Raw genomic sequence first — 24481 nt, 5'->3', positions numbered from 1 at the left:
GAGTAAAAAGATGAGACTTGGTGATTGTTGTAAAACTAATCTTCATACTTACTCAGATAAAGAAAAATGGTCTTTGATTCGTTATCTGGACACAGGTAGCATTACCGAAGGAAGGATAGATGAAATCCAGACCTTATATCCCGGCGTGGACAAAATCCCCAGCAGGGCGAGACGGAAGGCTTCTGTTGGAGACATCCTTTTCTCTACTGTTCGTCCAAATCAGAAGCATTATGGAATTATTGAAGCAGGAACCGAGAATCTTCTCGTATCCACAGGATTCACCGTTGTGACTGTTGATACCACTATTGCGGATCCTTATTTTATTTATTATTATCTCACGCAGTCTTCGGTCATTGAGTCTCTTCAAGCAATAGCAGAGCAAAGTACATCAACCTATCCTTCCATCAAACCATCTGACATAGAGGATATTGAACTCGACCTTCCAGAGCTGGAAACACAGAAGAAGATAGGTTCTACGCTAAGGATGCTTGATAGGAAAATAGCATTAAACGAAGAGATAAACGATAATTTAGCGGCTTAGAGATGAACAGAAGAGACATCAATCTCGCCGGACATCAGCTTGGGTAAAAGACTATCCCGAAGTCGTTTGAGCTTGTCGTTTTCAATGGCGTTAATCCGCATTTGAGCGTACATCGGTGAAACGAGAGACTGAAACTCTGCCAGCTCGTCCTCCGAAGGAAGAATTAACTCATAAGAGAGCGTGTCCGACGGTGTTGTTCTTTGTCTACTGCCCGTTGAGCCAGTAACATGACTACACATAAAGTCGGAAAAGGAGCCGCTGTCTATGACTGAGTACAGGAAATCCGTAATAGATTGATCCTTTGCTTTATAGACGATGAACTCCGTAGAGCATACTGCATTCCCGGTCAGACAATACGGCTTCCAAACACGCTTCGTTGTTGGGTTGAGTTTTGAGATCATGAAGCACGAGGCATCAATGATGAATTTATTGCTCTTGATGGATGTGGATAGCTCAAAGACCGGAAACCTCGCCTCATCAAAAGCTGGAATGCTATAATGCTCAAGCAGTATCTCAGGCTCTTTCAGTGGGTTGAAACTCTTATTTGAGATCGTCGCAACCTCTCCAAGAGTTACAATACGCCAGTCGGAAGGCAAATCATTAGGCGAAACAGTCTCAAAACGCTCATGATATATTGCTTGCGCTTGCTGCTCTAAATTATCGTTTACCTGATTTGGAGGTTGTACCATGTTTGATAGAGTTCAGGAGAGCTTGAAAAAAAGCAAAGACGAGCGCCAGAAAAAGCGTCTTGAAAAGGAACGGGTTCGTCTTGAGAAAGCCGCAGCAGAAGCAGTTCGTGAGAAAGAGCGGCTTCAACAGGAGGCGGAAAAGATACAGGCCGAAAAAGACCGTCTTCTCTCCCTCGATGATAAGGGGCTGATGGTAGAATTGATTCTGGCAGTGCGAGGTCTATACTCACAAATGGAGTACATTCAAAGTCAGCAGGCTTCTTTATCCGAGCGGGTTGACGATATTGAGTCGGACATCTCTTCCATCCGCAGCGATATTTCAGATTTGGAAAGCAGACTGGGCTCGTCCGATCAGTAAAACTCAATGAAGGAGGCACAGACGTGATTATTTCACCACAATCTCTTGATACAAACCTAAGTCAGCTTTTAGCGGAGGTTAAGTCCGGCTCAATGCAGTTGCCGGAGTTTCAGCGCGACTGGACTTGGGATGATAACCGAATTAGAGGAATTATCGCCAGTTTGTCGCAAGGCTACCCTATGGGTGCCATTATGCGGCTACAATACGGTAATCCGGACATTCAATTCAAATACCGTACAATTACGGGCGTAAAAGGCGTCTCAGTAAAGCCGGAGCATTTGATTCTTGATGGACAGCAGCGACTTACTTCCATCTATCAGGCAACATCCTCTAAAGAGCCGGTCTCGACCAAAACAGAAAAAGGCAAGGCTATTAAGCGTTATTACTATCTCTCAATGGAGAAGTGCCTCGACGATGATGAGGATCGTTTTGATGCAGTCTTGTCTATTCCGGAAGACCGTAAGATCAAAGAAAACTTTGACCGTGATGTGAAGCTCGATCTCTCCACCAGAGAGTATGAATACGAGAACAAGCTGTTTCCGGTCAATATTGTGTTCGATAGCAACGCCGTTATGGACTGGTTCATGGGCTACATGACGCACTATGGAATGAAGCCGGAAGCAATGGACGAGTTCAAGCGTTTTCAGGCGGATGTGCTGAATACAATTTCCGGGTATAAGCTGCCCGTGATTACGCTGGACAAGTCCACGCCGCGAGAGGCGGTATGCAAGGTGTTTGAGAACGTCAATACCGGCGGTGTTCCTCTCACGGTGTTTGAGCTTGTTACCGCAACTTATGCCACAAGAGACTTTGACCTGAGAAAAGACTGGGTGCAGTGTCGAAATGCCATTTGTGGCTTCGGTGACACACTGAGAACAGACCTGTTCGATGGGATTGATGAGACTACATTCCTGACAACTGTATGCCTCTATACAAGCTATTTGAACAAGCAATCTGGAAAGACAAACACAATCTCCTGCAAAAAGAAGGATGTTCTGGGACTTCCTTATGAATCGTACATAGCGAACCGGGATGTAGTGCTGTCTGGGTTCAAAATAGCAAAGGAGTTTCTTCTTCGGGATCAGTGCGTTTTCCGTCAAAGAGATTTGCCCTATACAACGCAGTTGATTCCACTTGCGGCAATCTGTGCTGTTCTCGGAAAATCCAAATGCAATGAACCAAACACAATTAAAACGCTCTCTCGGTGGTATTGGTGCGGGATTCTGGGTGAGATGTACGGTGGGGCTAATGAAACCCGGTATGCCTACGACATTGAGGACATGGTTGAAGAGGTTAACGGACGTCCAAATGCGATGCACACGATCAACAGCGCAGTCTTTTCTTCTACGCGGCTGCTGACCCTTCAAACCCGTTTGAGTGCGGCATATAAGGGAATTATGGCTCTTCTCTACAAAGAGAAATGCCGTGATTTTATGAACAACACGACGATTGACATTGTGAACAGTATGCTTGAGTCTCCGGACATTCACCATATCTTCCCAGAGGCATATTGCGAGAAAATGGGTATCAAGCGCGAACGATATAATTCTATTATTAACAAGACGCCGATTCTTCCAGCAACTAACCGCTCGATTGGAGGAAATGCGCCGAGTGAGTATCTGGGGGCAATTCTAAAGAAGGTTGATGGACTGACCGAGGATGAACTGCAAGCACGGGTAGAATCGCACTTTGTTGACTACGCAAAATTGAAGGCAAATGACTTTAATGGCTATTTCATTGACAGAGCGAAGAACCTTCTCAGCTTGATTGAGAAGGCAATGAATAAGCCTGTCACCGACAGAGATGCAGAAAACACGCTGGATCAGTTCGGGGCGAGTCTGGCGTAAAAGGGAGTGACAAACTATGGCAGGATATTTTACAGAATCAAATTACGAGAACGCTGTCTTGCAGCTTCTCAATGAAGAACTGGGCTATAACTATATCTATGGACCGGACGTGGAGCGCGATTATCACTCGCCGCTTTATGAGGATGTTCTGCTACCTTCCTTGCAGCGGATCAACAAGAACCTGCCTATGGATGCTCTGACGGAGGCGATCTACAAGCTCAAAAACTTTGAAACCGGAACGCTCTTGCAGAAGAACATGGTCTTTATGGACTACCTCCAAAACGGAGTCTCGGTAAAATACTATGACAAGGGCGAAGAACGCTCTACTCTTGTCTACCTTGTAGACTTCAAAAATCCTGCCAATAACGAGTTCACGGTTGCGAACCAGTGGACTTTCATTGAAAACTCCGAAAAAAGACCGGATGTGATCCTCTTTGTCAATGGTCTCCCGCTCGTCATTGTGGAGTTGAAGTCTCCGTCCCGCGAAGAAACCGACGCTTCCGCAGCATACCGTCAGCTCCGGAACTATATGTATGAGATCCCCTCTATGTTCATTTATAATGCGGTATGTGTCATGAGCGATTTGACCACTTCAAAGGCTGGCACAATCACTTCCGGCGAAGACCGCTTTATGGAATGGAAAACAACTGACGGCAGCTACGAGAATACGCAACACGCATCATTTGACACATTCTTTGTAGGTCTGTTTGAGAAGACCCGCTTCCTTGACATCGTGAAGAACTTTATCTGCTTTAATGTGGATGGACAGAATACTTTCAAGATACTCGCCGGGTATCATCAGTATTTTGCAGTCAAAAAGGCGATTGAGTCTACAAAACACGCAACCGTGACGGACGGTAAGGGCGGCGTCTTCTGGCATACACAGGGCAGCGGAAAATCGTTGTCTATGGTCTTCTATGCTCATTATCTGCAAGATGCGTTAGAAAGCCCCACTATCGTTGTCATTACCGACCGCAACGATCTGGATGACCAGCTTTACGGGCAATTCGCCCGCTGCAAAGACTTTCTCCGTCAAACGCCGCAACACGCCGAAAGCCGTAAAAATCTGAAAGAGCTTCTTGCAAACAGGCAGGCAAACGGCATAATCTTCACGACCATGCAGAAGTTTGAGGAAAGCAACGAAGCTCTTTCGGAACGCCGGAACATTATCGTGATGGCTGATGAAGCGCATCGTGGGCAATATGGTCTCAATGAGAAGGTTGTGGTCAAGCAGAAGGACAACGGCGAAGTCGAGGCGAAAACCGTTATCGGCACTGCCCGCATTATAAGAGACACGCTTCCTAATGCGACCTACATTGGATTCACCGGAACACCGATCTCCACAAAAGACCGCAGTACACGAGAGGTCTTCGGTGATTACATCGACATCTATGATATGACTCAGGCAGTTGAAGATGGCGCGACCAGACCCGTCTACTACGAAAGCCGCGTTATTCACCTGAAACTCGACGAGAACACCCTCCATCTGATCGATAATGAGTATGACATTATGGCTGACAACGCCGATCCGTATGTCATTGAAAAGAGCAAAAAGGAACTTGGTCAGATGGAAGCAATCCTCGGTGCCGACCAGACGATCAATTCCTTGGTAAATGACATTCTTGATCATTACGAGAATTACCGTGAGAATATCCTGACCGGCAAGGCGATGATCGTTGCTTATTCGCGTCCCATAGCAATGAAGATTTATAAGCGCATTCTTGAGCTACGCCCAGCGTGGACGGAAAAGATTGCAGTGGTCATGACGCAAGGCAATAACGATCCCGAAGAATGGCGTGAGATTATCGGCAACAAAGCTCATAAGGACGATATGGCGCGGAAATTCAAAGACAACAACTCTCCGCTGAAAATCGCCATCGTCGTGGATATGTGGCTGACCGGCTTTGATGTTCCCTCCCTTGCTACGATGTATGTCTATAAGCCGATGGCTGGACACAACCTGATGCAAGCTATCGCCCGCGTCAATCGTGTCTTCAAAGATAAAGAAGGCGGTTTGGTTGTCGATTACGTCGGTATTGCGGCTGCACTGAAACAGGCAATGAACGACTATACTGCCAGAGACAAGAAGAACTATGGTGATACAGATGTAAGCAAGGCTGCATATCCGAAGTTCCTTGAAAAGCTCTCTATTTGCAGAGATTTGTTCCACGGATTCAGTTATGAGAAATTCATGACCGGAAGCGACCTCGACCGTGCAAAGCTTATCAGCGGCGGCGTGAACTTCATGCTCGGCAAGAGTGTTGCAGAGTACGATCTTCCCGACAATGAGAAGACACAGAATGTGTTTATCAAAGAAGCTCTGCTTCTCAAGCAGGCACTTTCGCTGTGCAGCAGCTTGGTAGACGAGCAAACTCGCATGGAGGCGGCTTTCTTCGAGTCCGTAAGAACAATGACCGTGCGCTTGGTTTCAGGCGGTACCGGAAAGAAGTTTACGCTTCCGGAAGTAAATGAGCGCATTAACGAGCTTTTGAAGCACAGCATCAAGAGCGAAGGTGTTATCAACCTCTTCTCCGATGTCCAGACTGAGTTTTCGTTGTTCGATCCGAAGTTCCTTGAAGAAGTGGCAAACATGAAGGAGAAGAATCTGGCAGTCGAACTTCTGAAAAAGCTGATTGCTGAACAAGTATCTGTTTATCGTCGTACAAACATTGTCAAATCCGAGAAGTTCTCCGAAATCATTCAGAGCGCAATGAACCGCTATTTGAACGGAATGCTGACCAACGAGGAAGTCATTCAAGAATTACTCAAGCTGGCGAAAGACATTGCCGCTGCTGCCGCCGAGGGTGAAAAACTCGGATTGACAGCGGACGAACTTGCTTTCTATGATGCTCTCACGAAGCCGCAAGCAATCAAGGACTTTTACGAGCATGACGAGCTTATTGCTATCACGAAAGAACTGACAGATTTGCTTCGCAAAAACCAGACAATAGACTGGCAAAAGAAAGAGAGCGCAAGAGCTGGAATGCGCCGCTTGGTCAAAAGGTTGCTGAAAAAACACAAATATCCGCCAGAGGGTATGGATGATGCTGTCCAGACTGTCATGAGCCAGTGTGAGATGTGGACGGACAATGTAATGACCGCGTAACTCCCCTACGAGAAAGGAGTAGATCATGGGCAATTCAGTCATGTTGAATGGCGTCGAATATGCCGGAGAGCAGATTGCTTATAAAGACAGCACCTATGAGCTTGTGTCAAAGGTAGCATATCTGATCGGCGTCCCACTCCGTATTTTTCAAAATGAACACGAGCCGCCGAAGATAGAGATATACAACCGGCTTGAGCAGGATAAAAATGCCCGCATCATTCGTAATCTATGTATTATCCGCACCGCCATTGAGCGCAATTACCGGAAAATAAATGACATCATGCGGATGGAATACCGTGGGCTTCTTTCGATGCCTGAGATCCTTCCAATGTCCAGTATGCAGCAGCTTTCAAATGACGGAATCAGCTTTATTAAAAAGTCGAGTACAAAGCTCTGCCACCACATTATCGAGATCAACCGGCTGATTTCAGACCGCATTAACAACTGTAAAAGCCTCTTTCCAATCTGGATTAACTGGGCGTACATAAAAGAACTGTTCATCATGCCAAACGGTTTGACAGAGGACGGAACGAAAGATGCTGCGGACATCTATTACGCAAGTCTCTCCTACTACCCCTATCAAATGTATATCAACTGGGTACCGATGGACGAGGGTAATGTCCTCTATAATGACAAGAAGTTTGCCACCCTGCTTTATCAATGGCATTGCGACGCCTTCACGGAATACAGTAAAGTCTCCGATGCAGGGGCTTTTGTAAAAAACAATATCTACGACTTCATAGATGACAGTGAGAAGACCGTATTGGTAGTGGACTGCGAAAACTCCGACCCGTACAAGCTGTGCGCCACGCTCAAAATCCTTGATTATGAGGTCATGCAGAAGATTACGGCGATCATTCTCTTTGACGACGTACATACCGCTACGGCATGGCGGATTCTTGAAAACTACACCCGCATCCCCGTTGAACATATCATGATTGAGCGGATTAAGCAGAACAAATCACTGGTAGACATCAAGCTCACCGCAAGAGCCTGTCAGGAACACTACCAGAAGCAAGTGGATTCCTTCGTCATTGTCTCAAGCGATTCCGACTACTGGGGGCTGATCTCTTCCTTACCGGACGCCAGATTTCTTGTCATGATTGAGCGGGAAAAATGTGGACCGGATATGAAGGCGGCACTTGCAGAATCCGGGATATTCTACTGCTATCTGGATGACTTCTACTCCGGCAACAGCGAGGACATCAAGAAAAACGCACTGTTCAAGGAGATGTACCGCTGGATTGACAACTCCGTTCACCTGAATGTCAACGATATGTTTGATGCAGCTCTGCGAAACACGAGGATCGAAATGTCTCCCGCAGAGCGGCGGCAGTTCTATGAGAAGCACATCAGGCACATGACGCTGACCATCGACGAGAACGGAAACGTCAGCATTGAACTGAAACGCGGATAGCCTTGGTTTCTATTCCGGGAGGAATGTGGATGGACAACAGATTCTATTTTGGATTCAATACATCGGAGGAACGGAAAAAGCGCAGAAAAGCAGAGCTGTACTCCATGAGTGAGCAAGTCAGCACCTTCTTTTGGGATGAAGCCCCGCAGCATGGATTGGAAATGCGTGAGGGGCAGCAGGATATGTCCTTTGAGATTGTGGACGCCCTCATAAACGATCAGCACTTTGCGATTGAAGCTGGCGTGGGCATTGGCAAGTCCTTCGGTTATCTTGTGCCGGTGCTGCTGTACAGCAAACGCATGAACAAGCCGGTTATCATCGCAACCTCGACCATTGCACTTCAAGAACAGCTCTGGCGCGATGTCCACACGGTAATGCCCCTTCTTGGGCTGAACAGAGATGTCATCCTCGCTAAAGGACAGACCCATTATCTCTGCAACAAACGCGCAGACGAATATATGTGTGACCCGAAAGCAGACCCACCGGACGCGCTTAAAGACGGAATCAAGCAAGGGTATGAGGAACGCAAGGATTTTCCGGAGGTTTTGCCGCAAGGCGTCTGGGACAAGATAAACGTGCAGCGGTTCAGCATGAAGAATTGCGGCTCCTGTGAAAAGAAGTGCAAGTATTACAAAGTCCGCGCAGCATTGAAGTTTACGGATGGAGTGGTACTGTGCAATCAGGATTTTCTAACCCAGCATCTCATGAAACTCCGGCGCGGTCAGGACGGGCTGATTAACGCCGCCGCTGATCTGCTTGTCGTGGATGAAGCACACAACTTGGATGATAAGGTGCGGAGTGCCACAACGGAGCGTTTCGGGGAAGGTATGCTCTTTGGAATGATTAAGAACGCATTCTATGAGCTGCGATCCTTTGACCAGAGCAGTGTGTCAGGTGAAAAGCGAGAGGCAGATAGCGCAATCATCGCCTTCTATAACTGCCTGAAAGCACAAGTCCAAAAGCAGATCAACGAGGCAGAACAGGATATGCGCTACGCTGACCGCTTTTTCTTCGACAACAATGGCAGTGCGATTGAACTGCTTACCGAGATGAACGCCGCCATACACAACCTTTCGTCCAGCATTCAGATTTATTCCAGCATGGATTTCAGAAACAACCGTTCCTTTGCTGCCTCTGATGATCTGGATGCCGTCAGCGAGTCCCTTTCAGAGCTTCTTGACCAGATAGACGATATGCTGATCTGGATTGAGCAGCACGGCAGCAACACGGAACTCGTCTATTGCCCTAAAAACACAAAAGAAATTGTGAGCCGCCTATACTTCAATGGTGATGAAAGAACCATCTTGACCTCTGCCACGCTGACGAACGCCACGAGCGGGTCTCTGGAAGAACAGTATTCTTACTTTATCAGCAATACCGGCTTTCCCGCTGGTGACCGCGGCTGCTTATCCGAGCCAAAGCCTTCCCCATATCCATACGATGAACACGCCATGATCTACTATTGCGACGATCTCCCGCACCCGACCAGAGAACATGAAGCCTTCATTGAAAAGGGTGTGGAGCGACTGCTTGAGATCCTGAGCATTTCCAACGGAAAGGCACTCGTGCTGTTTACGGCAAAGACCGACATGGAAGAGGTCTACTCCATTCTCAGTGAGAAAAATCTTCCGTACAAAATCTTGATGCAGCAGCCGGGATCGTCGCAGGACAAGGTGCTGAATGAGTTTAAGGAAGATACGAACTCCGTGCTTCTGGGGACGGGTGCATATTGGGAAGGTATCAGCATTGAAGGAAAAAGCCTTTCCAATGTCATCATTTTCCGGCTTCCGTTTCCTGTCCCCGATCCAATTATCGAGTATAAGTGTTCCGTTGCTAAGGATGCCCTGATGGATGTTCGTGTTCCCGAAATGATTATCAAGCTCAAGCAGGGCATCGGGCGATTGATCCGTAATTTCACAGACACCGGCATTGTCTGCATCATCGACCGAAGACTGCGGGATGAGCCGACTGAACGCTATCATGACATTACATGGGACTCCCTGCCTATCAAAAATCGGACAAGCAGTTTGGAGGAACTGAGGAAGTTTTACGAAGGGCTGCCATCAGCCAAGGAATGATGATACAAACGGCAGTCTCTTCGGAAACATAGAGCAGCCCCCCAAAAAAACGACAATCAGAAAACGGAGGTGTATCATGGTGTACAATGAAAATCTGCACGAAGAAGAACAACATCTGATCCAGCAGATCGCCGAACAAACAGAGAGAGGAAAAATCGACTGGGAACTAACAGAGTACAATCCGCTGTCCTTTCTGAATGAGGACAAGATAGACAAGAACCCAGCAGTAATCTGTCAGTCCTTCTCCTTTGAGGCGATCATCGGCGGCTCCCGTTACGAGCTTGATGTCATGGAGAATATTGATGTGCCGTCCGGTATGGGAGACTACACCATAACCTTGACGCGGGATGAAACCGAAAATTATCTTAAAATTGAGGATGCGCTTTCCTTTGACTGTGACCGCTATGAATGCACACCGGAGGAAGTCGCAGAGCGATTTGCGGACAGCCCCATTGTCCGTCTCTGCAACGCCATCATTCCTGCCACGCTTGGGCAGGAGGATTTAGAAGAGGTCTTCACATGGGCAAGGTTTTTCAACGAGACTGGCATTTCTGCAAAGCTGATGAATCATCCGCTGACCAAGCTCTGTGAAAAGCTGTTCGACGAACACCGTCTGATGGACTTCCATCGCTGCGTCTTGGATGTGGGCTATCGAAAGTTGCTCCTAAATGAACTGGCTCATAACTAAGACACGGAAAAACGCCCCCGGCACTGTGCCAGACGCACAGTGCCGGGGGCGTTCCCGTTTCCAGCGATTTATTTTTCTCTCGGCAAAGGACTGTTCATAAGGTGACACTTTCCGTTTTACGAAGCCGTGAAAATTCGATGTGTTCCGTGGAGATGTTCACTGGGCAGCATACGCCGTACACGTTTCCAATAATCACTGAGTAATGCAATGTGTATTCGCTATCGGGAAATACTTCACGGTTTTCGCAACGCTTGATTCAGGAGTGGGTTTTTTGCCTTATTCCCGCGTGACATCAAGGGAAACCGGATTGATAACGATGATAGATTTGCCCTTTTTGTGGGCATATCTCACGGTGTTCCCGGTACCGCTGGGGCATCCATTCCATACTGCGAGAATATAATCGGCGTGATCGACCATGTACCGATTTCTCTTGTCCATGCAGTCCGACGTGTACTCCCGTTGCAGCATGGTCTCCTTGTCACACTTTGCCGCGATATTATAATACCGTTCCCGTGAAGCCACAGACCATTTGATCGCTTGTGTCTCACAAGGGATTGCACTTTCCAGAGTAATGTGAGGGTATTTTGATTTCAAATCGAGTACAATTTCCGCAGCGTACATATCGACGCCAAGAGCCATGCCGGTAATAAAATGCGTGACGCCCTCGTTCTCGATGAGTGCTACAATCTGATCCCGCATAACAGATTTCAAAGAAGTACAACGCTTATCGGATTCATCAAAGCCGAACGGAAGACTCTGCGGTCTATGACCGGTAAACGCACAAGTCTTGCCTTGAACGGATTGCTTTTCAGCTTTTTGAGCAGACTTTCTAAACTCAATAATGCGCGACATGACACCCCTTCTTTCACTCTTTTGGTAGGTAACTCCATTCTATCACCCTCATCACGGACAGTCAACGCATTGTCGTTAGTAAAATCAACGACGGCGTACCGTGGATAATGACACCGCCGTTAGGTACACTAAATGCAAAGGTGGTGAGGCTATGCGAGAGAAGAAGGACATCAATATTGAAATCGGCGGCAATATTCAAGTGGCAAGAGAACAGGCGGGCTATACGCAGGACACGCTCTCAGAAATGCTTGGCATGACGCCGAATCACCTGAGCGCTATTGAGCGTGGTGCTTCCGGTATTTCTCTTGAAGCCTTGCAGCGTCTTTGCCGTTTGCTGGGCGTCAGCGCGGACCGAATTATCTTTGGGACCGATGAGCCAGAAGCGGAAGCCCTTGCGCTTGCCAGACGTATTTCGGATATAAAGCCGGAATACCGGCAACAGGTTCAAGAGCTGCTGTCCGCTATTTTGAATATGTCATAAAAAAAGAGCCTCTGCCGACACCCAAAACGGGCATCGACAGAGGCTCTTGGTTTGTTTTCCGGGCATTCAAACAAGTGCCGAAATCGACCCTTATTCTCGCTCTATTGCTGGAACTGTGCGGGGAATATAATCACACTGGGCGGTCATTCCTCGTCGCTCTGAGGCTTGCAATCACAGGCTTTTTCGACCCCTAACTGTCTACACCGCGATGCCTTGCGGGAGAAGTGCGGACAGGCGATGAGATCCGCACGGAAGCTCTGCTTGCAGCTATGGACGCAGCGGACGCAGAAGCGGTTATACTTCCGGCGTCCGCTATCTCCTATGAAGAACGACCACTCCTGCCTCCATTTCTGACTTCTGCTCACAACTCAATCTCTCCTTTGTGCTTTTTGGGAGGGCAGCATTCCTTCTGCTTTTCAGCCTTTGCAGACTTGAGCCTGTCCATGATGGAGGACTTCTCGCCCCTTTCGGGGACTTTGGCATCAAGGGTCTTGTCCTCCTTCGGACCGTTGTTGATGATCCCGTCAATCATGCCGTAGTCATCCTCCATCGACATCTCCGCTGCCTTGAGATAGTTTTCCTTCTCAAGAGCCGCCATCCAGCTTTCCTTGCTGATACCGAGCATTCCGCCCTTTGCCGCATGGTCGGCAATCTCCTTTGCATCCACGCACAAGCCCTCGGTGTTATCCGAATAGAGACGGTAAACCTCGCAGCCCTTCTTCATCGCCTTTTCAGCCGCGTCCTGACCGGCGGGCAGGACGCCAGCCCATGCGTAGCCGTAGTCCTTCATATCCTGAACGGAGAGCGCAGGATCGGGCATTTCCGGCACTTCCTTGACCTCAAGGTCGAGAAGGCGGAGCGTGTCATCGTCGAAGCCGTTGTAGACATCATCAAGGACGAGCTTGCCGCGCTCATCGACAATGATGCAAGCCGCCTCATCGCCGTAGGCGTCATGCTCCATCAGGTAAAAGCTGTGACCGCCGACCTCGTGCCGGTCAATGGTGTGCCACGTCCCGATGTGACCGGCAACCGTCAGACCGGAGCTATCGGCATTCATCTCAAAGTCCTTCCGCTCGGTAACTTCCTGCTTCTGCTGCTCCTTCGAGATCATGGGGATCGCAACAATCTTATCGCCCAACTTAACAAACTGCTCCGGAACTTTGAAGAGGTCGGAGAACTTCTTCATCTGCTCTACGGTCAGAGAGCCGAAGCTGTCATCCGTCAAGCCGACTACCATGAATGTTCCGGCAACAACGTCGTAGATGTCACCGTCCTCATCACGCAGAGCGCGGTTCAGGGGCAGACCTTCCAGCTTGCCTTCCTCATTACAGACTAAGGCAACCGGGTCTTCGTAGGGATAAATCGCCTCGATGCAGCCGCCGACCTCATGCTGCAAGGACTCCAGACCGGAGTCAATCTCCTTCACATAAGGCTCCTTACCCGGCTCAACGATGAGAACGGCAATGGTGCTGTCACGCTCGGCGGCTTCCCCTGAGCCGGTGATCCGGTATTCGTCGGGAATGTCATCAAGCTCCCCGTTAAACTGCCTATCCCAGCGTTCGCTTGCGACACGGACATAGCCCTCATCGGTGAATCGCCCCTGCTCATCCATCGCAATGTCGCGCCCATAGCGTTCATAGTCGATGTAATTTGCCAGAGGACCGAGATCATTTTCGGAGTAAATACCAGCTTCGTGTGCGTAATAATAGCCGAGATCGGATTCGTCGTTGATACCGGGCATGATGTCGTAGCAGTCCAGATTGAACGTCAGGTTGATGAGATCGTCGATGTCGCTGACCTCATCGCAGCCAGCCTCCATAATGGCAATGAGCTTTTCCTGATCGCTCAGGGAAAGCTCGTCAATCAAAGCGGCGAGGTAGTTGAGCTTATCAAGACTCTCGTACTCACCAAGCATCTTCTGAACGCCGTAGATCGGGCATTCGTAGTCGGTGATAAACCACTCTTCATAGGGCTGACCGAACTCGTCCTGCTTGCCGATCCCAATGCGCTCAAAGACCTTCTGCATCTCTTCCTCGGTTGTGGGCAGCTTCACCCACTCACCGACCAGCATACCCTCGTTGTACTTGCCGAGGTTTGTGACGAAGGCTTCAAAATTACCGTCTAATACGGGCATAGGCATCCTCCTTTCAGTCATCCACCATGCCGTCCGGCATGATATACAGTTCCTCAAACTCCGCGTCGGTCATGGCTTCGAGCTTCCGGACGGTCTTATACATCAGCTCTGCGATCTCGCCGTCCATGTCGTTCAGGGTGACGCTCTTCATATCGCCAATCAGCCGCTTCCGGCTGGATGTGTTGAAGCAACACATCAGGTTGATTTCTTCCACGGTAAAGTTTTTCATATCAGAGTTCCATATCCTTTCCTTTCAATTTCTGCGGCTTCGGTGTGTGAGGCGGCTGTGCCTTCTGTGCGGATTTCAGTTTGTCACGGATGGATTCACGGGCAGCGGGCTTCTTCGGGATGGTGTCGTAGATGGCTGTTCCGGCATCTTCCACATAGGAGCGGACATACTGGATGCTCTCAGAAAAGCGGATGGGGCGGTTCTTGTCCTCGATGTTGGTCAGCCGGACTTCATCAGCGGCAAAATCAACCGTGTCAATTTTGCACTTGATCCCGTCCACATTCAGCGTCGCGCCGACAGGAATGTAATCTGCGGCTTTGAGTTCCTTGAAGGTCTCGCCGTCCTTGCTGAGAAAGACATTCACGCCGGACTTCCAGAGCTTGTGAGAACCGGCTACCCATGCAGCTTCACGGAAGCCAGTTACCGGCATGGAGGGCTTGCCGCGTACCTTCTTTTCAAGGAGTTTTGTGCCGAGCAAGGGTGCAGCTTTTTCCGCGTCCTTGCCGTACAGCTCAAAATAGCCGTTCTGGGCAAAGCAAACCAGCGCGTCCGGATGCGCCTTTTTGACCGCTTCGTACTTCCGAAGTTCTGCAACGGGCAGAGGCGAAAGCGCCTCTGTCCTTTCTGCATCCGGCAGTCTGTCACGGCGGCTTTTCTGCTTGGACAGCACTTCCACCAGAGCCTCAGCATCCTTCGGGAGCGTCCGGTGGGCTTGTACACCGCCATGCTCACCGACCAAAGCCATTGCCTCATCGAAGCTGCTGCGGCAGGGGGCTTCCAGTACAAAGCCGTCTGCAAAGGTCAGCCGGTCATGATCCGGCGCAACCGAGTTCTGCGCCACATTTGCCGCCTGTTCCCGGTAGTTGATCTCAAAGACATCTCCGAACACCTTGCCGCGCTTGACGGTTTTCGGGACAATGACGCGGGCAACGCACTCGTCGTAGGTCTGTTCCGCATAGAAACGGAAGGTGTTGTGATCCCGCGTTCCCTGAATGAAGACCTGATTTTCGTTGAGGCAGTGCGTTCCGTGCGGGCGGCAGAACCACATCAGCGTCTTGTCTTCGGGATTCTGGCTTTCGGCGGCGCGGCGGATGATGCGCTTGTCGATGTCGAAGTCTTCCTTGTAGCTGTCTACATGACTGTCCACGAGCTTCTGCAGCTCCGCGATGATGTCAACGTCTGTGTATTTCTTCATGCGTCTCCTTTCTCACAACTCCATGTCGTGTGTTTTGGATTTGACCGGGGATTTCTTCTCCGGCTGCTGTTTTGCGGCAGCTTTGAGCTGATCGCGGATAGAGGGCTTTTCCTGCTTCTGCTCCTGTTTGATGTATTCCAGCGTCGGCATCAGTTCACGATAACAGCCCTGCGTTTTCCGTGCCGCATGACGGCGATGGATTTTGAACAGCGGCTCACCGTTCTGCGTGACCGTGTTGCCCTCAATTATGACGCCGTTCCGTGCCAGCAGGTTGAAGGAGTGGTTAGAGGCGCGATAGGAAGCCCGCATTCCGTCGTTGTTATAGGCAATCTGCCCCTTGAGCGTATCCATGACGGCGGCTTTGATCTCTTTCTCTTCGGCGGTCAGGCGGTGCGCCTTCGGTGCTTTCGCTGCTTCCTCCGGCAAGGGAGCAAAGGGAGACTTGACCTCCACGGTTTTTACCTCAATCGAGGTGATCTCATCGTTCTCCCATGCAACAACCTCCGGGTCACTTTCCTCTGTTTTTTCAGGCATGACTTCCTTCTGGGGTTCGGTCTGCTGACGGAACGCATCTACGAAAAGTGCGGTCAGTCCGGGATTGGGTTTATCCACAAGGAAGCGGGAGGCGTTCTCCGGGCAGACATCAACGCTCTTCGCCCACTCCTTGAGGGGCTGCGGAATGCGCCCGTCAAAGTCTTTCTGCTGAATGGTGTTTGCGAGGACATACCGGACGCGCTCCGGAGAGAACTGCTCAAGGACGCTTTTTACGGCAGCATCCGCATCCAGCCGGTTGTCTCCGTAGTTAGAACTGATTGCCGCCTCAATCGCACGGCGGCATTCCACGTTTGCAGCGAGAGAAGCACGATATGACTCCAGCTCACCGGTTTCATAGGCATAATTCGCCGTCTCGCGGTAAATGGGGACTTCCGGCTTTTCCTCCGGAACAGCTTCCTTTACGGGAGCTTCGACTTCCATCTCTGCGGACTGTGCTTTCTCTGCCAGCAGCACCTTGAGCTTGGCGTCAATGCCCTCGATCATCTCAGCCGCCGTCTTGCGGATAGTGTCCAGAGAGCTTTTCAGTTCCTTGGTTTCCTTGCCGGATGACCAACCGGCGATGTAACCGAAGGAGTAGTCCGAGGTTTCAATGCCGTACCGTTGGCAGACGGTGTAGGCAACGCTTTCCGCTTCAACCTCCTTGGTGTGCCGATCCTTCTTATCTTCTGGCGTGGCTTTCTCATCCGGCTTGACGGCGTGGAGCTTGGCATGAGCGATCTCGTGAATGGCGGTTTTGACCGTCTGGATTTCGCTCATGCCCTCCTGAATGGCAATGCGGCTTTCAACCGGCGAGAAGAATCCCTTTGCACCGCCCGGAATGTCCTCAAAGAAAATAGGGACGGGAGACTCCTGCTTGAGCGCATCGAAGAACGCCTCATAGTTTTCAACCGTGCCTTTCAGCTCATCGACGATAATGTCCGGAAGCTCCTTGCCGTCCGTCTGGGAAACATCAAAGACGCTCACCACCTTGAAGGCAGGACGCAGAACCTCAACTGTTTCTGTGACAGCCTTCCCATCTGCGCCGATCACGGGCTTCTGCGTCAAAGGATCAATCTTCTCACGCTCTTCCTGCGCCTTGTACGGCGCGGGTGCAAGAATCTTGATGCCCTTTTCGCCCTTCATGACCTGACGGTCAAAGTTGCGCTGCCACGAGGTATAACCGGCAACATAGGTTGCCTCCGGCTTCTGCATCGCAATAAGCAGCGTGTTGTTGAAGGAATAGTTGTAGAACTTGGACATCGTGCGGAGATATTCCTTGAACCGCTCGGATTCAAACAGCTCCTTGATGCCCTGTTCCAGCTTGTCCGTGATTTCGCGGACTTGCTGTGCATTTTTGTTTTCAGCCATCTCAAACCTCCATTTCTTATTTGCTTTTGGGCGAAGAAAACCCCATCTGGGATTTGCTCAATAAACGAGCCTTTACCGCAGACGGGGTTTCTCTGCGTGTCATCCGACGATGGAAGATGTTATCCTCGTTCTCCCATTCAATCAGCCGGTCAAACATATCCGGGTGCTTTGTGACCATGTGCAGCAGCTCCGAGTCACTGGCGTTGGGGCAAAACCAGCAACCGTTTCTCCGGCAGTGAGTGTAGATTGGGGAAAGCAGCCCATGTTCCTGACAGAGCTTGTAGGCGTCCGCCTCTGTCATGCCGTACTTGGCAAGCAGACTGACCTTCTTCACACCGTCCAGACGTGCAAGGCGTTTGGGTTCATCCTTTGCGATGCCGACATAGCTCACGGTGTTCGGAGAAAGCGCGGCATTGTACTTGCGGACTGGCGGGATTTTGCAGTCACGATTGACTGCACACATACCAGCCCATGCAAAGCCGCGAACCTCGCCCTTGTGCGGTCCGCGGGTGATGACGTGATGAAATACGTCATCGTAGGTCTTGTCCGCGTGGAGAATGGTGAACTTGATGCCCAGCTCCTTTTCGCAGAAGGGCTTGAGCCGGTCATAAATGAAGTCCCGGTGTTCCGGGACTTCGCCGCTTGTGTCTTTGTCGAACATGACCTCACTGAAAACCGCCTCGTCCAGCGGCTCATTGTGCTGTGCAGCCAGCAGGAGCGTCGCCACGCTGTCTTTGCCTCCGCTGCAAGAGGCAACATAATTCGGACGGTTCATCGGTCAAACTCCATCTTGAAGCTGACGTATTTGCCGCCGCTGTCATCCAGACGGATCACCGCATCGTAGAGCTGAGGCTTCTTCGGCGTGTAAAGCCCAGTCACGCGGCACCAGCCCTTGTCCAGCAGCTCCTTTGCAATCTTCTTGGTCAGCTTCTTTTTCTTGCTGGAAAAGAACTTGTTGTCTTCCCACAGGCAGAAGGAGCATTCCTTGTTCGAGCAGTAGAAATTGCCCTTGCCGACATAGACCGGAGATCCACAACGAGGACATTTGCCGATTTCCTCCTTACCCGTGCCGAAACGTTGGGCTTCGGCATCGGAGAGAAACGGGTAGGCTTTCACGAGATCCCCGGTCATCCGGACAATGCCGCTGAGGAAGGCGTCCGCATCCGCATTGCCGCGTTCAATCTCCATGAGCGTGTTTTCCCATTCCGCCGTCATTTTGGGAGAAGTGATCTGTTCCGGCAGGACGCAGACGAGGTTGCAGCCGTCCTTTGTGGGAATGAGGGATTTGCCCTTGCGTTCAGCAAAGCCGGACTTTACCAGCTTTTCAATGATACCGGCGCGTGTCGCGGGTGTTCCAAGACCTTTCTTCTCGGTGTTATCGTCAAACTGATCGTTTCCGGCAGTCTCCATCGCAGACAGGAGCGTGTCTTCCGTGTACTGCTTCGGAGGCGTTGTAAAGTGTTCGGTGACACTGGCGGACACACCATCCAGCATATCGCCTTCATGAACTTCGGGCAGGGACTTTACGGGATCGTCCTTTTCCTTCGTCTTGAGAGATGCCTTGAACAGCTCTTCAACGGCTTTCCATCCGTTTTGAACGACGGTCTTGCCCTTGGCTTTGAACGCATAGCCCTCGCAGGAGAGCGAGATCTGCGTTTCTGCGTAGGTGTGCTTCTCGCCGGTCGCACACAGAAGGCGCATCCCGACAAGATTGAGGATTTTCTGCTCCGACTGAGGAAGCGCCGAAACATCCTGCTTTTCAAGCTGGATGGTCGGAAGAATAGCGTGGTGATCCGTGACCTTGCTGTTGTCGGTCACGCGGGAAATGTCCGGAGTGACCGAAACGCCGGAGAAAAGCGGAAGCTGGCGGCAGACAATGGAAATGACCTGACGGGCGGTGTCCTCCATATCGTCCGTAATAAACTGGCTGTCCGTGCGCGGATAGGTCAGGAGCTTTTTTTCGTAGAGCGTCTGAACGAGATCGAGCGTCTGCTGGGCGGTAAAGCCGTAGTAGCGGTTAGCTTCGCGCTGCAAGGTGGTCAGATCATAGAGCTTCGGAGGATTGACGGTTTTCGTCTCCCGCTTGAGAGAAGAAACGACGGCTTGCTTTTTCTCGCAAGCCGCCGCAATCTTTTTTGCTTCCTCTTCGGTTTTGACCTTTTCCAGATCAGCGATCAGATCGCCCTTGCCGACGTGGACGTTGAAATACTTCTCCTTATGGAATGTGGAGATTTTCCCGTCACGTTCCACCAGCATTGCAAGAGTAGGCGTCTGGACGCGCCCGACCACCAGCTTCTTGTGATAGAGCGTGGTGAAAAGGCGGGTGCCGTTGATGCCGACAATCCAGTCCGCCTTCGAGCGGCTGAGTGCCGCTTCATAGAGACGGTCATAGTCCTTGCCGTCCCGGAGATGATTGAAGCCTTCGCGGATGGCGGAGTCCTCCAACGAGCTGATCCACAGACGCTTGAAGGGCTTGGTGCATCCGGCTTTGTCGTAGACCAGCCGGAAGATCAGCTCACCCTCGCGTCCTGCATCGGTTGCGCAGACCAGCTCGGTGACGCGCTTGTCCTTCATGAGAGCGGACAGCACCTTGAACTGCTGTGCTTTGTCCTTCGTGACCTCAAACATCCAGCTTTCCGGAACAATGGGCAGATCGTCATACCGCCACTTAGCATACCGCTCATCGTAGGAGCTGGCGTCTGCCAGCTCCACCAGATGACCGAAGCACCACGAAACGATGTAATTGCCGCCCTCCATGTAGCCGTCCTTGCGGGATGTCGCGCCCAGCACCTTTGCGATGGACTGGGCGACGCTGGGCTTTTCAGCAATGACTAAGATCAATCTTCATCACCTTCCGTTTCGGCATCCTCCGCGATCTGCGGCTCTTCATCCTCGTTGATGTACGGCTCTTCCTCGTAGCCTTCATCGTCGAAGAAGTCCATATCCTCATCCTTGGGCTTTCTGCCCTTGACAAACTTGATGTAGTAATAGGCTGCACCCGCAGCACCGGCAAGAACGAAGATGACGAGGATCATGCCGATGTTGGATTTCTTTTCGGGGTTAGGGGCGGGAGCATCGGTTTCCGCATCCTTGTCCGGCTCAGGCGTCACGGGGGCTGTGCCGGTGCATTCGCTCATGTTGGTCTTGCAGACCGGGCAGTCGGTGTTGACCTGACCGGCAGCGCATTTTTCCTTGCAGTTACAGGTGGTCAGAGCAGCCGCAGTGTCATCATCCAGCAGCGCAAGCAGATCGCTTTCATCGACCATGTTGAGGAAGTATGTCTGATACTGTTCCTCGTCCTCATTGATGGGTGCATCGTAGTCGATGACAATGAAGAAGGTGTTGCCGCTTTTCGTCTGGACAGTGATGAACTGTTTGTTGGTTGCCTTATCATAGAGCAAGTCGCGGGTGTAGGCGTTGCCCTCATCGTCAATCGGCTCACCCTTCGGCTTTTCAGGGGCGGGAGTGACTGCGGGCGGCTGTTCCGGCTGGGTTGCCTCCGTAACGGGAAGGTTCTGCTCGGTGTCATCGGCGTAGGCAAACGCCGTCACCGAGAAGCAGGACAGAACCATGACGCAGACCGCAAGGACGGTCAGAAAACGAAACTTCTTACGCATTGTCGATTACCTCCGTATTTTCAGCGGGCTTGGTGCCGCCCTTCATGGAAGACAGGAACGCCATGATCTGATCCTTGCCCATCACCATAGAGCGCACGGTATTGATGATTTCAAGGTTTTCCAGCTCTGTCTTCTTGTCGTACAGCTCTTTAAGCTGACCCTCGATTTCGGACTTCTTCTTTTCAGCCTTCTCAATGTCGGAGAGGACTTTCTGATACTTGGGATTCATGCAAAACTCCTTTCTTTTAATAGGCGGGTCTTCCGAAGGCGTAGAAATGCTGCTGCCAATAGGAAGAGTTGATAGATGTGTACTGAATGGGATCGCCGCAGTGGATCATGACCCCATCACCAACGTAGATGCCGACGTGAGACACGCCGGGGGTGTCATACGTCCCGACGAAAAAGATAAGATCACCGGGCTGTGCATTCGCCTTTGAAACCGGCGTACAGACGTTGTAAAGCCCCTGTGCGCCCAATCGTCCGGTATTTACAAGTCCGCTGTTCGTGAGAACGTAGCTGACGAAGCCGGAGCAGTCAAAGGACGTGTCGGGATTGGAGCCTCCCCAAACATACGGATAACCGAGATACTTTTCCGCCTCGGTGATCAGTGTCGCAAACTTCTCGTCGTTCAGGTATTCCGGGTTGACATCGTAGTCGGCGGGAGGATTTGTGATGTACTTGTCCACATAGGGGGAGTTACCGAACAGATCCTCGCGGTTGCCCAGCACCGACATATACGTCGCGTACATGGAAAGCTGTTCCTGAGACATGATGTAGACCGGGACATGGGAGAGATTGAAGTTTTCGAGCTTCACGTTGCAGATGTAGTAGTCATACGGGACGCGATAGGTTTCCGTGTGCGTGTTGCCGTCTGCGTCCGTCCATGTGTCGGTTTCCGTGCGGTATCTGGTTTCGACGATAACCTCTTCGGTGAGGATGTACTGCTTTTCAAACAGCATTTGGAGCGTACCCTGCACCTCATCCAGCGTGAACTCGCCCTCATGGAGAGCCGAGAGAATGGAGATCAGCACATAGGGGTCATGCTCAATATCGTCCAGATCGAAGTGGTATTCATCATAGTTGTGAGTGCTTTCGTAGGTGTCGAGATAGTGTTGCAGCTCTTGCTCCATCCGGCAATACTGCGCCTCCGCGCCCAGCATCGCGTCATCTTCGCTGAGATAAGAGGAAGCGATAACCGACGAGCCGGTAGAGGTGAGCATCGAACACGAGCTGATTCCAGCACCGAGCAAAACGAGAAGGGCAATTCCGACGCCGATCCAGATGAAGACCTTCTTGTTCTTCTCAAAGAACTCCTTGATCTTGTCAGACGCCTTCTCACTGAGCTTCTTGCCGGTGCTTTTTGTGGCAGTCCCGACGGTCTGAGACCCGGCATTTCGAGCGGCGGCATATTCCTTCTTGATGTTCTGCTTCTGGTAGTGCTTGTTCATGTTCTGCTTCTTCATCTCAGGATGCTCCTGCTGATTTCTCTCATATTGGAGCTTGGCGTCAGCTACATCCGCCTTGTGTTCCAGCTTGGAAACCTTCTCATAAGGCTTGTTGACGCTGCTTTCCCGATGATGACGGAAATGCCTCGCAGCGGTCTCAGCGGCAATCTCTGTTTTATGCGCCGCCTCAACCGCCGAGTTTTCCTGCTCGACCTCATGGATTTTGCCGTGAATGCCGGAAGCAAGGGTGTCACCGACCTTGCGGACGGTTTTATCTGCCTCAAATTGCAGCTTGCCTTTGCTCTTGGGCTTTTTCAGCTCATCCTCAAAATGAAGGCGGGTTTTGCCCTTTCCGGTCTCTTCATCAAAGACACGCTCTTTCTTGAGAACCTTGTGCGTGGGCAGCTTTTCACGGGCAGCATCCAGACGCTCATGTGCCTTCTCAGACTTCCTTTCGAGCTTCTGCATCCGCTTCGTGGGCGGGACGGCATCGTCCGAGAGCGGCTTTGCAGAGGCAGTCTCCGCCGCTTGAGTGAGAACGGCATCTGCATCAACGGCTTCAACCGCAGAGGTCTTGCGCAGCTTGTGGGTGACAACCGTTTCGGCAATCACCGTGCCGGTATGCGAAGAAACGCCGTGCTGCTCCAAAACAGGGGGATTGAACGGCGTTTCCGAGGGCAGCGGTTCAGGTGCATTCTGGGGTGGATTTTCTGCCCTTTTCTCTTCTGTGACGGACGTTTCCGAGGGCGGCTGTGTGTCGTTATCCTCGGCGTGTTCCGCCTGAAACTGACGATGCTGACGGCGCATCTGCACCTTTTTCTGTTCCTCCGCAGAAAGAGCTTCGGAAGGCGCGACTGTCTCAGCGGACTTCACCAACTCTGCTTCTTCCAGCCGCTTTGACACACGCTGCTCGTTGCCAGCCGTCAGGTTTTTCTCGACCGCGCCGTCTCGCGTCATCCGCAGAACTACCTTGTCGCGGGCTTTGAGTTCCGGTTCCTTGGGCATCAGATTTCACCTCCGATCCGCTTGTAGGCAAGCTCGGTGTATTCTGGGTTCAGCTCTACGCCTACAAAATGCCGCCCCATCTGCGCGGCAACCATGCCGGTTGTGCCGCTTCCCATAAAGGGGTCAAGCACAATGCCGCCTTCTGGACAACCGGCGAGAAGACAGGTTTCAACCAGCTTCGGAGGGTAGGCGGCATAGTGACCGCCCTTGAAGGGGACGGTGTTGATCTTCCAGACATCGCGCTTGTTGCGGAGCGGATTGATGTCTGCTTCCTTGATCTCGCCATGCTCACGCGGGCGGTTGATGGATTGCGGCTGAGGCTGACCGGGAACGGGCTTTCCGTATTTGTTGCCGCCCTTCATGCCGCGCTTGAGGCGTTTTGCCGTTGCAGGGGCAATCGGCTCGGAGATCGCCTTGTAGTCGAAGAAATACTTCTTGGACTTGGAAAACAGAAAGATATGCTCATAGCAACGGGCGCAGCGGTCTTTGACGCTTTCCGGCATGGGGTTATCCTTCATCCAGATGATGTCGTTGCGCAGATACCAGCCGGTATCACGGAGGGCAAAAGCCAGCATCCACGGAATACCGATCATGTCCTTCGGCTTGCAGCCCTCAACCTTGTTGTTGAGAGCCACAGCCTGACCGTTTCTGCCGTAGGGGTTCTTCGGGTCAATGAAATCTCCCTGATTGCCCTTTCCAGCGTAGGTGTCCGAGATGTTCAGCCAGAGCGTTCCATCCGGACGCAAAACGCGCCTGACTTCGGTAAACACTTCCGTCAGGCGCGAGATATATTCCTTCGGCGTTGTCTCTCTGCCGATCTGAGCCTTCATGCCGTAATCGCGGAGCGCGTAATACGGAGGGGACGTCACACAGCAATGAACGCTATCATCGGGCAGG

The 24481-nt window shown here is 51.2% G+C and carries 20 protein-coding genes; 8 read left to right on the top strand and 12 right to left on the bottom strand.

Features of this window, described 5'->3' with window-relative positions; all coding sequences use genetic code 11:
- The first annotated feature begins 10 nt into the window (after positions 1-10).
- Positions 11-541, top strand: coding sequence for a restriction endonuclease subunit S (locus tag EDD77_RS04055; protein ID WP_058966989.1), 531 nt, complete (start codon positions 11-13; stop codon positions 539-541).
- Here the strand turns inward: EDD77_RS04055 and EDD77_RS04050 are convergent.
- The gene (locus EDD77_RS04050; RefSeq protein ID WP_058966987.1) at positions 538-1230 is read right to left on the bottom strand and encodes a restriction endonuclease subunit S domain-containing protein; all 693 of its coding nucleotides are present in this window, start codon (positions 1228-1230) and stop codon (positions 538-540) included. The two genes, EDD77_RS04055 and EDD77_RS04050, sit on opposite strands and share 4 nt — an antisense overlap.
- On the opposite strand from EDD77_RS04050, the gene EDD77_RS04045 reads away from it, so the two are divergent.
- From EDD77_RS04045 to EDD77_RS04020, 6 genes are all read left to right on the top strand, one after another.
- Positions 1229-1588: a hypothetical protein gene (locus EDD77_RS04045; protein ID WP_058966985.1), complete on the top strand. Its 360-nt coding sequence runs from the start codon at positions 1229-1231 to the stop codon at positions 1586-1588. The genes EDD77_RS04050 and EDD77_RS04045 overlap by 2 nt on opposite strands.
- Positions 1589-1611: 23 nt before the next feature.
- Entirely contained in the window at positions 1612-3435 is a 1824-nt protein-coding gene (locus EDD77_RS04040) for a GmrSD restriction endonuclease domain-containing protein (protein WP_242622524.1), read from the top strand.
- A gap of 16 nt (positions 3436-3451) precedes the next feature.
- Positions 3452-6541, top strand: a complete 3090-nt coding sequence (locus EDD77_RS04035) for a type I restriction endonuclease subunit R (protein ID WP_058966983.1) — start codon at positions 3452-3454, stop codon at positions 6539-6541.
- A 25-nt stretch (positions 6542-6566) separates the two neighbouring features.
- On the top strand, positions 6567-7958 hold the full coding sequence (locus tag EDD77_RS04030; RefSeq protein ID WP_058966981.1) for an NYN domain-containing protein: 1392 nt from the start codon (positions 6567-6569) through the stop codon (positions 7956-7958).
- A gap of 29 nt (positions 7959-7987) precedes the next feature.
- Entirely contained in the window at positions 7988-10036 is a 2049-nt protein-coding gene (locus EDD77_RS04025; RefSeq protein ID WP_058966979.1) for an ATP-dependent DNA helicase, read from the top strand.
- A gap of 76 nt (positions 10037-10112) precedes the next feature.
- Positions 10113-10724, top strand: a complete 612-nt coding sequence (locus EDD77_RS04020) for a hypothetical protein (RefSeq protein ID WP_058966978.1) — start codon at positions 10113-10115, stop codon at positions 10722-10724.
- A gap of 276 nt (positions 10725-11000) precedes the next feature.
- Here EDD77_RS04020 and EDD77_RS04015 read toward each other — a convergent pair whose 3' ends face one another.
- The gene (locus EDD77_RS04015; protein ID WP_008982971.1) at positions 11001-11576 is read right to left on the bottom strand and encodes an SLOG family protein; all 576 of its coding nucleotides are present in this window, start codon (positions 11574-11576) and stop codon (positions 11001-11003) included.
- A 151-nt stretch (positions 11577-11727) separates the two neighbouring features.
- Here EDD77_RS04015 and EDD77_RS04010 point away from each other — a divergent pair, with 151 nt between their 5' ends.
- Positions 11728-12057: a helix-turn-helix domain-containing protein gene (locus EDD77_RS04010; RefSeq protein WP_006573527.1), complete on the top strand. Its 330-nt coding sequence runs from the start codon at positions 11728-11730 to the stop codon at positions 12055-12057.
- A gap of 361 nt (positions 12058-12418) precedes the next feature.
- Here the strand turns inward: EDD77_RS04010 and EDD77_RS04000 are convergent, their stop codons facing one another.
- The 10 genes from EDD77_RS04000 to EDD77_RS03955 are packed head-to-tail and all read right to left on the bottom strand — an operon-like array spanning position 12419 to position 24414.
- Complete coding sequence (locus EDD77_RS04000) at positions 12419-14191, bottom strand: antirestriction protein ArdA (RefSeq protein WP_242622525.1); 1773 nt, start codon at positions 14189-14191, stop codon at positions 12419-12421.
- 13 nt (positions 14192-14204) lie between these two features.
- Positions 14205-14420: a transposon-transfer assisting family protein gene (locus EDD77_RS03995; protein ID WP_058966972.1), complete on the bottom strand. Its 216-nt coding sequence runs from the start codon at positions 14418-14420 to the stop codon at positions 14205-14207.
- Between the two features lies 1 nt (position 14421).
- Positions 14422-15615: a MutS N-terminal domain-containing protein gene (locus EDD77_RS03990; protein ID WP_058966971.1), complete on the bottom strand. Its 1194-nt coding sequence runs from the start codon at positions 15613-15615 to the stop codon at positions 14422-14424.
- Between the two features lie 12 nt (positions 15616-15627).
- Positions 15628-17517 (bottom strand): DUF3849 domain-containing protein, encoded by a 1890-nt coding sequence (locus EDD77_RS03985; protein WP_058966970.1) that lies wholly within the window; start codon positions 17515-17517, stop codon positions 15628-15630.
- 16 nt (positions 17518-17533) lie between these two features.
- Positions 17534-18292, bottom strand: coding sequence for an adenine nucleotide alpha hydrolase family protein (locus EDD77_RS03980; RefSeq protein WP_058966969.1), 759 nt, complete (start codon positions 18290-18292; stop codon positions 17534-17536).
- A complete protein-coding gene (locus EDD77_RS03975) occupies positions 18289-20358 on the bottom strand; it encodes a DNA topoisomerase 3 (protein ID WP_058966968.1) in 2070 nt (689 codons plus the stop codon). Before EDD77_RS03975 ends, EDD77_RS03980 begins: the two co-directional genes overlap by 4 nt.
- On the bottom strand, positions 20355-21134 hold the full coding sequence (locus EDD77_RS03970) for a DUF4366 domain-containing protein (protein WP_058966967.1): 780 nt from the start codon (positions 21132-21134) through the stop codon (positions 20355-20357). Before EDD77_RS03970 ends, EDD77_RS03975 begins: the two co-directional genes overlap by 4 nt.
- On the bottom strand, positions 21127-21363 hold the full coding sequence (locus tag EDD77_RS03965) for a DUF4315 family protein (protein WP_058966966.1): 237 nt from the start codon (positions 21361-21363) through the stop codon (positions 21127-21129). The genes EDD77_RS03970 and EDD77_RS03965 overlap by 8 nt, the downstream gene beginning before the upstream one ends.
- A 16-nt stretch (positions 21364-21379) precedes the next feature.
- Positions 21380-23584: a C40 family peptidase gene (locus tag EDD77_RS03960; protein WP_058966965.1), complete on the bottom strand. Its 2205-nt coding sequence runs from the start codon at positions 23582-23584 to the stop codon at positions 21380-21382.
- The gene (locus tag EDD77_RS03955; RefSeq protein WP_242622526.1) at positions 23584-24414 is read right to left on the bottom strand and encodes a DNA-methyltransferase; all 831 of its coding nucleotides are present in this window, start codon (positions 24412-24414) and stop codon (positions 23584-23586) included. The genes EDD77_RS03960 and EDD77_RS03955 overlap by 1 nt, the downstream gene beginning before the upstream one ends.
- Positions 24415-24481 lie beyond the last annotated feature (67 nt).

This window comes from Allofournierella massiliensis, from assembly GCF_004345265.1.
GTDB classification, from domain to species: domain Bacteria; phylum Bacillota; class Clostridia; order Oscillospirales; family Ruminococcaceae; genus Allofournierella; species Allofournierella massiliensis.
The sequence above is the reverse complement of the archived record's forward strand: the minus strand, read 5'-3'. Positions and strand labels throughout refer to the sequence as shown.

What these genes read in the sequence shown, in the direction of transcription:
- EDD77_RS04055 (WP_058966989.1), top strand. Translation starts at nt 11, where the DNA reads ATGAGACTTGGTGATTGTTGTAAAACTAATCTTCATACTTACTCAGAT.
- EDD77_RS04050 (WP_058966987.1), bottom strand. Translation starts at nt 1,230, where the DNA reads ATGGTACAACCTCCAAATCAGGTAAACGATAATTTAGAGCAGCAAGCG.
- EDD77_RS04020 (WP_058966978.1), top strand. Translation starts at nt 10,113, where the DNA reads ATGGTGTACAATGAAAATCTGCACGAAGAAGAACAACATCTGATCCAG.
- EDD77_RS04000 (WP_242622525.1), bottom strand. Translation starts at nt 14,191, where the DNA reads ATGCCCGTATTAGACGGTAATTTTGAAGCCTTCGTCACAAACCTCGGC.
- EDD77_RS03965 (WP_058966966.1), bottom strand. Translation starts at nt 21,363, where the DNA reads ATGAATCCCAAGTATCAGAAAGTCCTCTCCGACATTGAGAAGGCTGAA.
- EDD77_RS03990 (WP_058966971.1), bottom strand. Translation starts at nt 15,615, where the DNA reads ATGAAGAAATACACAGACGTTGACATCATCGCGGAGCTGCAGAAGCTC.
- EDD77_RS04025 (WP_058966979.1), top strand. Translation starts at nt 7,988, where the DNA reads ATGGACAACAGATTCTATTTTGGATTCAATACATCGGAGGAACGGAAA.
- EDD77_RS03995 (WP_058966972.1), bottom strand. Translation starts at nt 14,420, where the DNA reads ATGAAAAACTTTACCGTGGAAGAAATCAACCTGATGTGTTGCTTCAAC.
- EDD77_RS04030 (WP_058966981.1), top strand. Translation starts at nt 6,567, where the DNA reads ATGGGCAATTCAGTCATGTTGAATGGCGTCGAATATGCCGGAGAGCAG.
- EDD77_RS04015 (WP_008982971.1), bottom strand. Translation starts at nt 11,576, where the DNA reads ATGTCGCGCATTATTGAGTTTAGAAAGTCTGCTCAAAAAGCTGAAAAG.
- EDD77_RS04045 (WP_058966985.1), top strand. Translation starts at nt 1,229, where the DNA reads ATGTTTGATAGAGTTCAGGAGAGCTTGAAAAAAAGCAAAGACGAGCGC.
- EDD77_RS03985 (WP_058966970.1), bottom strand. Translation starts at nt 17,517, where the DNA reads ATGGCTGAAAACAAAAATGCACAGCAAGTCCGCGAAATCACGGACAAG.
- EDD77_RS03955 (WP_242622526.1), bottom strand. Translation starts at nt 24,414, where the DNA reads ATGAAGGCTCAGATCGGCAGAGAGACAACGCCGAAGGAATATATCTCG.
- EDD77_RS03960 (WP_058966965.1), bottom strand. Translation starts at nt 23,584, where the DNA reads ATGCCCAAGGAACCGGAACTCAAAGCCCGCGACAAGGTAGTTCTGCGG.
- EDD77_RS03970 (WP_058966967.1), bottom strand. Translation starts at nt 21,134, where the DNA reads ATGCGTAAGAAGTTTCGTTTTCTGACCGTCCTTGCGGTCTGCGTCATG.
- EDD77_RS03980 (WP_058966969.1), bottom strand. Translation starts at nt 18,292, where the DNA reads ATGAACCGTCCGAATTATGTTGCCTCTTGCAGCGGAGGCAAAGACAGC.
- EDD77_RS04035 (WP_058966983.1), top strand. Translation starts at nt 3,452, where the DNA reads ATGGCAGGATATTTTACAGAATCAAATTACGAGAACGCTGTCTTGCAG.
- EDD77_RS04010 (WP_006573527.1), top strand. Translation starts at nt 11,728, where the DNA reads ATGCGAGAGAAGAAGGACATCAATATTGAAATCGGCGGCAATATTCAA.